Source organism: Guptibacillus hwajinpoensis, assembly GCF_020171785.1.
Classification (GTDB): Bacteria; Bacillota; Bacilli; order Bacillales; family Guptibacillaceae; genus Guptibacillus; species Guptibacillus sedimenti.
In genome coordinates, this window is the sequence record NZ_JAIVAE010000005.1 from 55,843 (window position 1) to 69,058 (window position 13,216).

The 13,216-nt window shown below is 39.5% G+C and carries 11 protein-coding genes; 8 read left to right on the forward strand and 3 right to left on the reverse strand.

The window, feature by feature from the left end; genetic code table 11:
• The first annotated feature begins 95 nt into the window (after nucleotides 1-95).
• Genes LCL91_RS08990 through LCL91_RS09010 form a run of 5 tightly spaced genes read left to right on the forward strand, consistent with a single transcriptional unit; the run spans nucleotide 96 to nucleotide 5,031 of the window.
• On the forward strand, nucleotides 96-845 hold the full coding sequence (locus LCL91_RS08990; RefSeq protein ID WP_224881805.1) for an IclR family transcriptional regulator: 750 nt from the start codon (nucleotides 96-98) through the stop codon (nucleotides 843-845).
• Between the two features lie 17 nt (nucleotides 846-862).
• Complete coding sequence (locus LCL91_RS08995; RefSeq protein WP_224881807.1) at nucleotides 863-1,819, forward strand: sugar kinase; 957 nt, start codon at nucleotides 863-865, stop codon at nucleotides 1,817-1,819.
• Between the two features lie 21 nt (nucleotides 1,820-1,840).
• Nucleotides 1,841-2,485, forward strand: a complete 645-nt coding sequence (locus LCL91_RS09000) for a bifunctional 4-hydroxy-2-oxoglutarate aldolase/2-dehydro-3-deoxy-phosphogluconate aldolase (protein ID WP_224881809.1) — start codon at nucleotides 1,841-1,843, stop codon at nucleotides 2,483-2,485.
• A 2-nt stretch (nucleotides 2,486-2,487) separates the two neighbouring features.
• Nucleotides 2,488-3,636 carry a galactonate dehydratase gene (dgoD, locus tag LCL91_RS09005; RefSeq protein WP_224881812.1) on the forward strand — a complete coding sequence of 383 codons (1,149 nt, stop codon included), beginning with the start codon at nucleotides 2,488-2,490 and terminating at the stop codon, nucleotides 3,634-3,636.
• A 42-nt stretch (nucleotides 3,637-3,678) separates the two neighbouring features.
• The gene (locus LCL91_RS09010) at nucleotides 3,679-5,031 is read left to right on the forward strand and encodes a GntP family permease (protein WP_224881815.1); all 1,353 of its coding nucleotides are present in this window, start codon (nucleotides 3,679-3,681) and stop codon (nucleotides 5,029-5,031) included.
• A gap of 660 nt (nucleotides 5,032-5,691) precedes the next feature.
• Here LCL91_RS09010 and LCL91_RS09015 read toward each other — a convergent pair.
• Together LCL91_RS09015 and LCL91_RS09020 are read right to left on the reverse strand one after the other, a co-directional pair.
• The gene (locus LCL91_RS09015) at nucleotides 5,692-6,396 is read right to left on the reverse strand and encodes a hypothetical protein (protein ID WP_224881817.1); all 705 of its coding nucleotides are present in this window, start codon (nucleotides 6,394-6,396) and stop codon (nucleotides 5,692-5,694) included.
• A gap of 376 nt (nucleotides 6,397-6,772) precedes the next feature.
• Complete coding sequence (locus tag LCL91_RS09020) at nucleotides 6,773-8,443, reverse strand: T7SS effector LXG polymorphic toxin (protein WP_224881819.1); 1,671 nt, start codon at nucleotides 8,441-8,443, stop codon at nucleotides 6,773-6,775.
• Between the two features lie 189 nt (nucleotides 8,444-8,632).
• On the opposite strand from LCL91_RS09020, the gene LCL91_RS09025 reads away from it, so the two are divergent.
• A complete protein-coding gene (locus LCL91_RS09025) occupies nucleotides 8,633-9,211 on the forward strand; it encodes a hypothetical protein (RefSeq protein ID WP_224881821.1) in 579 nt (192 codons plus the stop codon).
• A gap of 64 nt (nucleotides 9,212-9,275) precedes the next feature.
• Here the strand turns inward: LCL91_RS09025 and LCL91_RS09030 are convergent, their stop codons facing one another.
• Nucleotides 9,276-10,454 (reverse strand): hypothetical protein, encoded by a 1,179-nt coding sequence (locus tag LCL91_RS09030; protein WP_255639986.1) that lies wholly within the window; start codon nucleotides 10,452-10,454, stop codon nucleotides 9,276-9,278.
• 697 nt (nucleotides 10,455-11,151) lie between these two features.
• On the opposite strand from LCL91_RS09030, the gene LCL91_RS09035 reads away from it, so the two are divergent.
• Together LCL91_RS09035 and LCL91_RS09040 are read left to right on the forward strand one after the other, a co-directional pair.
• Nucleotides 11,152-11,928 carry a transposase gene (locus tag LCL91_RS09035; protein WP_224881824.1) on the forward strand — a complete coding sequence of 259 codons (777 nt, stop codon included), beginning with the start codon at nucleotides 11,152-11,154 and terminating at the stop codon, nucleotides 11,926-11,928.
• 188 nt (nucleotides 11,929-12,116) lie between these two features.
• Nucleotides 12,117-13,151, forward strand: coding sequence for a M14 family zinc carboxypeptidase (locus tag LCL91_RS09040; RefSeq protein ID WP_224881825.1), 1,035 nt, complete (start codon nucleotides 12,117-12,119; stop codon nucleotides 13,149-13,151).
• Nucleotides 13,152-13,216: the final 65 nt, after the last annotated feature.

The following is a 13,216-nucleotide window of genomic DNA, read 5'->3' on the forward strand; positions in this document are numbered from 1 at the left end:
ATCCCGATTGACGATAACGCTTTCATATGATAACTTATGTTTATGTTAAATCACAATAGAGATTTAAAATCACATATGTGAATTGAGGAATTGGAATGTCAGTCAAATCAGCGAAACGCGTACTGGAGATCTTAGAGGTTATTTCTCATGTTCCATCTGGCTTAACGGTTAAGGAAGTGAGTGATCAGTTAGAGTTTCCTCAAAGTAGTACGTTTAATTTAATGAAGACGCTTCATCAGGAAGGGTATCTTTATCAGGATGCACTCAAGAAATATCGGTTGGGAGCGAAGTTGATTCATTTAGGGACAACGGCTATGGAGTCGTTGGATATTCATAGCATTGGATTAGCTTATTTAACTGCTCTAATGAATAGCGTCCAAGAAACGGTATTCATGGCGGTTTTATCTGGTGGAGAGTTGGTCTATGTCGCGAAGATTGATAGCAATCGCTCGATTAAAACGTCTGCTCAGTTAGGCTTTAAAAAGCCGTTATATTGTACGGGTTTAGGAAAAGCGTTTTTAGCCTTTCTTCCAAAAGAAGAAAGAGATTCCCTACTCGAAGGCATGACACTAGAACCGATTACGGATAAAACGGTTACCGATAAAGATGAACTAATGAAGCAGCTAGAGGTTTACCAGCAACAGGGGTATAGCATTGATGATGAAGAGAACGAAGAAGGTTTATTCTGTGTAGCGGCTCCTATTTTTGATAGTAGCAATAAGCAAATCGCGGCGATTAGCGTGGCAGGTCCGAAAGAACGAATGATCGCTAGAGTGGAGACAACGACGAACGAGTTGAAGAAAACGGCAAGAACGATCTCAAGTAAAGTTGGCTATCGAGGTTAAGAAAAGAGGTTAGGAAAATGGATGTTGTGGCGATTGGAGAGACGCTTGTCTCTCTTACACCAAAAGCGAATGGGCTTATGAGGCATGCGGAATCTTTTACTCCAAAAGTGGCTGGAGCAGAAACGAATACGTTAATGGGGTTAAGTCGATTAGGACACGAAACAGGATGGATTAGTCGACTTGGCGACGATGAACTTGGTGCGAGGATCCTCACAACGGTAAGAGGTGAAGGGGTTGATACCTCGAATGTGATGTTCGACCGTCAGCACCAAACGGGACTATTTTTTAAAGAAATGATTCATGGCGGAGAGGTAAGAGTGCATTATTACAGAAAAGGGTCAGCAGCCAGTCATCTTGAAATGGATGATTTGAATGAAGACTACATCGCGAATGCAACCTTCCTATACATATCAGGCATTACGCCCGCGTTAAGCGAGTCTTGTAAAACGGTTATTATGAGAGCGATCTCAATTGCGAAAGAACATGACACGAAAGTTGTGTTTGATCCCAATATACGTAAGAAGCTTTGGAGTGAAGAGGAAGCGAGAACAACGTTATTAGAAATTAGTAATCAATCTGATATTGTTCTGCCGGGAATTGCAGAAGGCGCTTTTCTTTTTGGCACAACAGATGACAAAGAGATTGCGCAGTCCTTTTTGAATTTGGATGACGTGTCGTGTGTGGTGGTGAAACGAGGTGAGCGTGGCGCTTATTACAGTACGCCTGAAAGTTCTGGAGAAGTTGACGCTTATGAAGTGAGGAACGTCATTGATCCTGTAGGGGCGGGGGATGGATTTGCGGCTGGGTTTTTATCCGGTCTTCTCGATCACTTATCCATTGAAAAAGCGGTTGAGCGTGCCTGTGCTGTTGGGGCCATGGTGACGACCATTCCTGGTGATTTTGAAGGGTTGCCAGATCGCGCAAGGTTAGAACAGTTTATGTCTTCCGATCAACGAGAGGATGTAGAACGATAATGAAGTGGAGGTCTAGGATAAATGAAAGCGCTTAATGAAATCGAACAACATAAAATTGTTGCAATAATACGTGGCTACGAGGAAGAAGATGCATATGCGATTGCAAAGGCTCTATACGATGGGGGAATTCGGTTAGTTGAGGTAACACTAAATTCACCTCATGCACTTCGAACGATTGAAAAGATCTCAAAAGAATTAGGTGGCGAAATGCTCGTTGGCGCAGGAACCGTTTTAGATCCGGAGTCAGCGCAAGCGGCACTAATGGCTGGTGCAAAGTTTATTCTTTCTCCTTCTTTAAATACCGAAACAATTAAACTAACAAAACGTTATGGCGCGGTCAGTATACCAGGAGCCTATACACCAACAGAAATTCTGACGGCATATGAAGCGGGAGCCGATGTTGTAAAAGTATTCCCAGCCACAACGCTTGGTCCATCTTATATAAAAGATTTGAACGGACCGCTTCCACAGCTAAGGTTACTACCGACCGGAGGCGTAACGTTAGATAACATGGAAAGTTATTTATCTGTTGGAGCGTTTGGGGTCGGACTTGGTAGTTCACTAGTCCATAAAACTACGGAAGTAACAGCAGCATACCTTGAAGAGATTACGGAAAAAGCACGGCAATTTACGAGTTTCGTAACGGATACCACAGGAGGGAAATGATCATGAAGATTACAGGATATAAGCTTTATCAAGTACCACCAAGATGGTTGTTTTTAAAAATTGAAACGGATGAAGGCATTGTCGGCTGGGGAGAGCCCGTCATTGAAGGACGCGCAGCTACGGTGAAAGCGGCCGTTGACGAACTTATGGAAAACTTGATCGGAAAAGACCCTGAACGAATTGAAGATCACTGGAACATGATGTACCGCTCTGGATTTTACCGAGGTGGACCGATTCTGATGAGTGCGATTGCTGGAATTGACCAGGCACTGTGGGATATAAAAGGGAAGTTCCATAACACCTCCATACATAATCTACTAGGCGGCGCTTGTCGCGATTCAATAAAAGTTTATTCCTGGATTGGCGGCGATCGCCCGGCAGATGTAGGACAAGCTGCAAAGGACGTCGTTGAAAAAGGATTTAAAGCGATCAAGATGAACGCAACAGAAGAACTGCAGTATATTGATTCTCATGAAAAGATCGATCAGGTGCTTGAACGAGTGAGCACAATTCGAGAAACAGTCGGCCCTTATATCGGAATTGGTATTGATTTTCACGGTCGCGTTCATAAACCAATGGCCAAGATCCTGGCGAAAGAACTCGAAACGTTTCGCCCCATGTTTATTGAAGAGCCCGTGTTACCTGAAAACAATGAAGCACTACGCGAGATTGCGAACCACGTGAACATCCCAATCGCAACAGGTGAACGGATGTATTCAAGGTGGGATTTCAAACCGCTTCTAACAGATGGTTACGCGGACATTATTCAACCTGACCTGTCTCATGCAGGAGGCATTACTGAATGCAAAAAAATCATTTCCATGGCAGAAGCCTTCGATGTCGCCGTCGCGCCTCACTGTCCACTTGGCCCAATTGCGCTTGCGGCATGCTTGCTAGTGGATGCAACTTCACACAATGCCTTCATCCAGGAGCAGAGCTTAGGCATTCACTATAACGTCGGCAGTGATCTACTAGACTATATAACTGATAAAGAAGTTTTTAAATATGAAGACGGCTATGTGAGTATACCTCAAGGACCAGGATTAGGTATTGATGTAAATGAAGAGGTTGTCGAAAAAATGGCAAGTGAAGGACATAACTGGCATAACCCTGTTTGGCGTCACAAGGATGGATCCATTGCGGAATGGTAGGTTCTAGTATCTATTAAAAATGGGACAGAAGGAGGAACATAAATGGGTTCAGATACTTTTCTAATTTTGATTACGGTATTAGGAATTGCCTTATTGCTCTTTTTAGTTATGAAGTCCAAGTTACAAGCGTTTGTTGCTTTATTAATCTCCAGTTTGTTCATTGGAGTTGCTTCAGGATTAGAATTAGATGAAGTCATTACTTCAATAGAAGAAGGAATGGGAGGAACGCTTGGATTCATAGCGATCGTCGTTGGACTAGGCGCCATGTTTGGGGAGATGCTCCGTGTCTCCGGAGGTGCCGAACGATTGGCGATTACACTCGTCAACAAATTTGGCGAAGGGCGGGTGCAATGGGCTCTTGGGTTAACTGGTTTTATTGTTGCGATTCCAGTGTTTTTGGATGTCGCACTTGTAATCCTGATTCCAATTGTATATAGCCTCGCTCAAAAAACAAAAAAGTCTACGCTATATTTCGGGATACCGTTGCTTGCAGGATTGGCCGTTACACATAGCTTTGTTCCACCAACGCCTGGCCCGATCTCGGTTGCTTCTATTTTAGGTGCGGATTTAGGATGGGTTATTCTATTCGGTGCACTCGCAGGTCTACCTGCAATGATTATCGCAGGTCCTATTTTCGGTAAATACATCGGAAACAAAATTCACGTTAAAGTTCCTGACTTCGTAACGCAAAACGAAATGGAACAAGAGAAAAACGAAAAAGAACTTCCAAGCTTTTTATCAATCGTCCTATTAATTCTGATTCCTCTTGTATTAATTCTTGTAAATACTGTCTCTGGTCAGATCTTACCGGAAGATAGTTTTACGCGATCGTTATTAACATTTATCGGACATCCCTTTATTGCATTAACTCTTTCCACATTACTCACTTTTTACTTCTTAGGTACAAAACGGGGGTACACGAAAGAAGAGATTCAAAACATTGCTACTAAATCATTAGAACCTGCCGGGATCATTATCTTAGTGACAGGTGCTGGTGGCGTCTTCAAGCAAACGCTTATTAACAGTGGTGTTGGCGATATTCTAGGCGAAATGATGGCAACATCTAGTTTACCTATTGTTCTATTAGCTTTCCTTATCTCCACTTTCGTCCGCGTGGCGCAAGGATCGGCAACGGTTGCGATGATAACGGCAGCCGGTTTAATGTCACCAATCATCAGCATGATGGACGTCTCTGAACCAATGCTTGGTTTATTGGTTATCTCCATTGCGAGTGGTGCAACAGTCTTTTCTCATGTGAATGACTCTGGCTTCTGGTTAGTGAATCGTTTCTTTGGATTAACAGAGAAACAAACGCTCCAGACGTGGACAGTGATGGAAACCCTGATTGGATTCATTGGGTTTGGGGTTGTGTTTGCGATTAGTTTTTTTGTATAGGGTAAATAGTAAATGACAATTATAAGAATGAATAAACGGCTAGGAGACTGATCGAGAAGGGTTGATCGGTTTCCTGGTTTTTTCGTTTGTTTAGTCCTATTGATTAAGTAGATCTAATTGTTTTCTTTAGACGGTTGAATTATGAGAATCAGAACTTAGTTTATAAGTAAATAATAGCTGCAATTTTACATCAGGAAAAAATAGATTTATCCTTATATTTTAGTTTAAATTTTAATTTGTGAGACGTAGGATCGAATTGATTCAATAAGAGGTTGGAAGTGATTAAAGAGACTGTAACAAACAATCGTTGGGAAGTTCTGTTAAGGCTCATTTATGTTGCTTAAATAGCAAGTTTTATCGTGTTAATGTTCGATTCGAACCCTGATAATAACCTTTTTGCGGCTGGGCTCTTTATGACTTAATGGTTTGTCCGAATTCTACGTTATGCAATAAAGGAACGGTGAGAAGGCAATAAGAACCGTGCATTGTTTCATTTTGGACTGTCCGTTATCGCTGGGATGGCTATTGTTGCGGTGGTGGTGATCTATTTATTTGTGCTGTAGAATTTATAAATGCTAATTCTCCCCTGATGATTCAAAAAAAGCCATATCAAATGTATGGCAAATTGATATAGCTTTGATATTAAAGGTTAAGTTGCACTTACTCAAACAACGACTTATATGAAAACGGAGCGATGGTAAGGATTTCTCCCTCACTCTCAATCGACCATGTTTGTCCATTACCTGTAATGTACAAAAGAGATCCAATCATGACTTGTTCATCTAAATAATAATCGTATAATGCATTTAACTTTCCTTGTTTCTGTTTCAGTACTTGCAGAAATTCTGGAGGGAACAAGTTCGATTCTTCACTTGTAAGCTCCTTATTTGCAAGTAATTTATCAATTACTTTTTCGAAAAGAGGCTCTTTAATTGAAAATGGTTCGAGGTTTACCTTTACATCGCTTAGATCCATTAGTTGGCTGAGCTTCTTTTCATTGTTTTCAGGGAATAATTTAACCACACGGTTATCATATAAAGATTGCTGAACAGTGTAGTCATCATTACAGAACAAAGAAGTTGTTAGCATCGCAGTATCAGTAGCAATCTGACATCGAATCACACGAGGTGTATTTGTTAACTTCATCAGAAAATTTTCAAACGCTTCATCAACATTTTCTTCATTTTTATCAATCGTTAATAACCCTTTGGAGAGCAATCCATTTGTAGCACTATCTAAACGAGTTTCTAGTTCTTGATCACTAATATCTTCGAAAACTTCTTCTTTTATTGAAGCTGCAGCCTGGACACCGTCTATTAATAGTAATGATAATATGTATTCTTCAGCAGATAGAGTATAAGACATATTTGATAAATCCTTTCATTTATAAGTTTTACTTCGAACCAGCAATTTTACCAAATATAATAAAGAAAATGATAGCTAGTACAAATAATAAAATAGAGTATAAAATAAGTAAGATTCTAGCTGTGAACCAGTTAAACTTACTGTAAAGTCTATTAGCCACAAATTCAGTTATTCCAAATATAGGGAATGATAGCACCATTAAGAAATCCAAGTCATGAACTACCCAACGATATAATCCATGACCTGCAGATTTACTTATTAGATATAGAAAAGAAAATAATAGATTAAAGGTTAAAGCCATTCCGATAACGCCGCACGCTATTGCAAGAAACTCCATCAAGTTTATAACATCCTTTATTGTGTTAGTTGATTAATTTTATATCCACCCGAATAACTTATCTGTTGATTCATTCAATGTATCTTTAACACTCTCTAATGCATCTTTTGCAGACTCTTTGACTTTATACGTTACTTTACCAATCTCTTCGCCTGCATTACTTGCCCATTTTTTTGTGTATTTGGAAGCCCATTCGCCAACGGCACCACCTATTGCGCTACCAACAATTGCACCAGCTGCTGCTCCAAATGGCGCGAAGGGGCCAGAAAGGGCACCTCCTACAATGGCTCCTACATAGGCTCCTGTCGTAGCTCCGGCGACACTACCAGCAACTTTATTTAATTCCTCCCCAACAATCCGTCCATTTGCTTCATATTGTTCTGGACCACTGAGGTTTTCTCCATTTTCCCATCTGTCAAAAATATTCTTAACGGATGTACCCATTCCAATTACAACCGCAGCAACACCCGAAGTTCTTGCTGCAACTTTTTTAAAAGCTCCTTTTGAAATAACCATTTCTCTAGAGGAGTGTTTAATGAGTTTATTCTTAACATTTTCATGAAGAGGGCGATTTCCAGTTGTTAGTTTTATAAGAGAACTCTTTGCTTTTGTTAATTGCGTACGATTATCTACAAATTTGCCAGGGCCAGAGAAATTTTTCTTTGAATATTTTAAGTTTTTTTCTTTTATATGATTATCTTTTATTAATTTATTTACTTTTTGGATGGACCTTTTTGTCCACTCAGGACCAGTTCTTCCTTTCAGAAAGTGAAGGACTTTCCGATCGTATTTAAAAGCATAATGGTTCTTTTTCTTAGTATATTCAATCCGGAGTATACCAGACTTATGTGAAGCCGTCATAATGGCTAGAGGCGCGATGGAACCAATTGCTCCATCTAACAATGTGTTCACCAACGAGTCATCTTCGTTTGGTTTTGTTGTTGATTTTATATTTTTACTTTCTTCGTAATCTAGTAATAAATCTAATGCACGTTTACTAGTTGAATTTTCATTGTTTATACTTCCTTGCACACTAGTAGCTATTCCACCTGGTGATTGTACCGCTTGTTTTAATTTCTGAAAAAGAGAGCCGGGCTGGTAACCTTCCACACTGATTTGATTACTCTGAAACATGGAGCTAATTTGTTCGACGTAACCAGATGCGTCATTAGCACGATCGACTACACCGTCTAAATTTTTTACCTGTTGGCGGTCGTACTGATGTAATTGTTCTATTGTTTGATTAATCTTTTCATCTGCGCTGTTTAAATGATTCATGACATTGCTATCTTGCAATGTCTGAATCATAATAATGTCACTTACTGAGTTAATGATAGAAGTTGCTTCATTTGATAGATCGGTTGTTATGGTTTTTATCTTTTTCAAAGCATGATCTAAATCATTTTCTAGAAAATCCTCTCGAATCGTTGCTGTACTAGAGGATTCAAAAGCTTGTAAGTCATTTTTTATATTATGTAACGCATTTTTGTATTCATTTAATGTCGATTGATAAAATTGTAAAAAAGGGACGTGGCAATCTTGATAAAATGATCGAATGGCCTGCCCGCCTTTACCTTTTAAAGCCTCTTCTAACTGAACAAATTCCATTACCGACGAATCTATTTTCTTTATGTCATTTTCTTGGGAGTCCAATTGTTTTAGAGTCAATTCGATACCAGAGAGAAAAGATTCTACTTCCAACGTTTTCATCGCAATATCGCCACCTTATTTGACAAAATAACTCTTTCCTATAATAACATAATTAAAAGGAGAGGAAGGGAATCTTTGGGAGTGGGGAAGGAGAGAGACGTATAGAGAGAATTAAACAAATTAGGTTTGTAAATTACTGATTTACATTGAAATTAGAATGAGAGATATAAATACTGAAAGGAATATTACATGGAGGATACCAAAGAACCATTACAGTATTTTGTGAATAAAGCGATGAAGCGTTTAACTAATTCATTAGTTAGTAAAATATCTCTAACAATCGTATCGTTTTTAACTTCTTCCACATTGATACTATGTATAGGCTATTTGTTTTTAACGGGTTATTATTTTGGGGGTAAAACTACTAGCTCAATTTTGGATATTACTGTAGGTATAATTCCATATGATCGAGTTTCTTTGCTTACAGCAGGAATTTTTTATTTCATGATAATTGTTGTAATGGGATTGTTTATTTATATTGTAACAATTCAAAAGATGAACAAAGCTACAATTATAGTAGTTTTAACAGGTGTGGTATTGATTACCTATGCTATGGTGCTAGTGTACTTTACAGAAAGTAGTTTAGAGTATTTTTTTAGGATGTTGTATTTTTGGAGTTTTCCCATAACCACGATTGTAGCGATTTATGAATCGTTGGGGACGGTTCTCATGATGCAATCTATATTTAGGAACAATGATTATTCAATAGTTATTGTTCTTTTTATTTATGATATTGAATCAACAGAACCGTCCCAGCGTTGCTTCTGAAGTTAAGCGATCCCGCTCATAAAAAAAGTACCTCTTCCAATAAGGAAAAGGTACTTCTACATATTTATTCCGCTTTCTCAATAACCATATTCAACGTTTCTTTGATTTCCTTCAGCTCTTCCATTGCCTTTTCTTTTTCATCTGATTTAACCGCTTCAAGATAAGACTGGGCATGGTCAGAAAGAGTGTTGTAAGCTTCTTCGCCTTCCATGCGCGTAATGTCGCTTGAAATCATATCGATGAAGAGAGCACCTTCTAGAGCAGTAATCGTGGATTTATCTTCTCCCCATTCTTCTTCGCTTTCTTCATATTCATGAAGTGCTACTTTTGAGAAGCCGCGAATAAACGCATGGTTAACAGCTTCTGGGTCGATCTCTGCCACATCGTTTTCAAGACTGAAGTTCTTCTCGATCAGTGCTGCGTCTTCTTCAGCGTGGTTCATGATGTAATTTGAGATTGATTGATAGAATGCCCATCCTTCTGCTTGTTCTACACGAGCGTGTTCAGGATCTTCCTTTGCTTCCTTCGCTGCTTTTGTAGCATATCCTTCAGGTAGAGCGCCAGTTGCAAGGTAGAACGTCTTCATCAACGTTTTATCGACCATTTGGGTAGCGAGTACAAATTGAAGGTTATCATCGTTTTCAACAGCGGCTTCCATGTCACTGAAACCACCGTCGATTTGAGATACCATGGAAGTATCGTACGCAGCGTCACGCTTTTCGACCGTTCCTTTTAACACTTCATAGTATTCCTTCGCTTCTTCAATCTCTTTGTTAACTTCTTCTGTATTGCCCCAGTTTTCTTTCACTTCGTCAAACTCATGCTTAACCGTTAAATAGAAAACTTTTTGCATTAGCTTATCGTAAATTTGTTTCACAACTTCGCCATCTAGGTCACCAGATTTTCCAGCTTCTAAAGCAGAAGAGATCTGTTGATCTATTTCGCCTTCTCTTTGCTCAACAAGAGGTTGTAAATCGTTATTATAAAGATCAATCACAGCCTGATAGTCGACTTCTTCACCTTCAGAAGCTTTCTCAAGCTCGGCTTTTCCTTCTTCAAAAGAAGAAATGAAATCAGCATCTTCTTCCTTTTCTTCACCATTCTCTTCATCCGCTTTTTCTGTGCTATTCTGTTCTGATTTTTCATCAGAAGCACTTCCGTTAGTAGAGTTATCATTCGATTGGCCACAAGCAGCTAGAACAAGTCCTAGTGCAAGAAATAAATAGAAGATCTTATGCTTCAACACGTTTTGTTTCCCCCAATTTTCTATGTAGTAATCGTTATCATTTCATAATTAGCATATAGAGAATGATTCTCATTGTCAACCGGAAATTGCATTGTCGGTGGCATTGGCGGGACGGTTCGTGTGATTCCGCATCGCTGGGACGGTTCGTGTGATTCAATATAAGATGAAAACTAGAAATAAGAGTGATAGAACAAAAGGTGAGTCTTGCGTATTTAGGCAGCGACTCGACTTTTTGGGGGAAGAGAGGCGAAAAGGCCTAGTTAAACAAACGTTTGATTAACTGGGCATAAACAGATTTATCAAAACACTTCCATACAGATGAAGGGAATTTCACAAGCAAAAAGAATATGTAAACGAACTAGAGATAATCAGGAGGTGATCTTGTAAATGGATTAAAATCCTAAGTCCCTAATAACTCTTATCTAAGTACCATGACTTCATTTCCTTCAACTCTTAACCCCGTTTTACAAAAGTTTGAACCTACCACTAATTAACTTATTTTCATTCCAAATTTTGATCTCATTTTTATCTACTAGATTTACAACCCAAACGTCTCTTCTAACAATCCTTTCATCCTCGCATAACCTAACTCTACCTCAATCTTCTCCGTTAATTTGAGTAGTGTACAAATCCAATATGCTCTGACAATCAATTCAGTAATTCCGCCTCGACAAATCGAATAGGGAGAGTATTTATGCCACGAGAAGCAAGAAAAAGAAGCAAGACATCGATTTATCACGTCATTTTTAGAGGAGCCAATCGTCAGGAAATTTTTCATGATGATCATGATCGGGTTCGATTTCTTAACGCACTTGAAAAGTACGCCCTATTGTACGAAATGAAATGCTATGCCTGGTGCCTTATGAACAATCATATTCATCTTCTATTAAAGGAAGGAAACGAAGAAATCTCACTTACGTTAAAACGCCTCGCCATAAGTTTTGTCCAAACCTATCATTTTAAATATCGTACATCTGGACATCTCTTCGAAGATCGGTTTAAAAGTGAAAATGTGGAGTCAGTCAAATACCTTCTTACCGTGGTGCGCTACATCCATCAAAATCCACTGAAAGCGCGGATGGTTAGGAGTGTAGATGCCTGGCCATGGAGCAGTTGTTGGGGCTATTATCGGGGTTATTCTGAAACGAAATGGCTAGATTGTGATTATATCCTGAAATTCTATGGTCATGATAGACGTTTAGCTATTGGGCATTTTAGGGAGTTTAATGAACGAATCTCTGATGATTGTTGTTTAGAAGATGTAAACGATGAAAGAAGAAGATTAACCGATGATGAGGCGAGAGACCTCATAAGAAACAGTCTTGGTGTAGTGGAAATTGCTCAGGTAAAGAGCCTCCCTAAAGAGAGAAGAGATCCGTTGATAAGAGAGTTAAAACGAATCAACGGGGTATCGCAACGGCAAATGGCAAGAATATTGGGTGTTTCACAGTCGTTGATTTTTAGGGCGTGAATCGGGAGAACCGTCCCGATGATTCTGCCCACGATTCTTAGTGCTTTAGTTGGTGAAGAGACAACCAGAACCTTCTAAGGAATAGGCCTTTCCTCCACTTTTCGCATAAAACTGCAGGGGATAACTGTCATCTCTAGAATCGGAAACTTTATGAACGTTATACCTAATCATAAAGGAGCTGAGAAAGCTTGAAAAAGAAAATTTTCACCTTAACACTTTCTGCCGTTATGGCGAGCACAACACTTGCAGCTGTACCTTCATTCGCACAAGGAAATGGTCCAGATGTGAACGGAAAAGAAACGGTTCAAACAGCGATGTTAACGACTTATGAAGAGATGTCTAACTTTCTAGTGAAAGAGAATCAAAAACAAGAGAGCATGGATTTGGAGGTTATCGGAAAGACGACGAAGAATCGCGATATCTATCTCGTCAAATACATAACGAATCCAGAAAATCCTACGATTCTATTTCTCACACAGCAGCATGGGAATGAAGCCCTCACGACTGAAGGGGCGTTGGATTATATCCGTCACCTTGGTTCAAATAGTCAGGGTAATCAGGAACTACTTGAGAACGTGAATATCTTAATCCTCCCGATGTTCAATGCTGATGGTGCGATGGGAGATGTGAATTTTGAGCTTGAGAATTATTTAGCTAGTGGGCGCAATTTAACGAGGTATAATGCCGATAGACTTGATCTTAATCGCGATCATGTGAATAAAGTAGCGCCTGAAACAAAAGCTTTACACGAGAACGTCATTTCGAAATACGATATTGATTATATGATTGATTTTCATCACCAGGGTACGCAAGAAGAGTATGATGGAAAGCCAACATCAGGATCACTTTTAACGCCGCAAAGTTCTGAGGTCACACCAGAAGTGAAGGAACAATCGAAAAAATTAGCGACTGTTCTCTACCAGGGATTAGAGTCGAAGGGATGGTCTCATGTATTCAAATATGATGAGCCAACCCAAAATCCGAACGTGGCTTCCAATGCCATGGCTCTCCAATATGACATTCCAGTGATTCTATTTGAAATGAGGGGGATGGCAGACGGAAACTATGAGCCATACGTACTCGGACAGAAATCAAATGGGTACCTCACCAAGCAGGCTTTTCTTGCGATGAGTACGACAGCTCAGGCAATTGCAGATCGTTCCATTGATCAGGCAGACCCAGGGGTTTATGATGATTTGCCGGAGCAGATCTATAATTACTAGTTTTTTGGTATCATAAACGTGGTGCGGATCATTTGAAAGATAAAAATGATGTTAACAATTTAAAT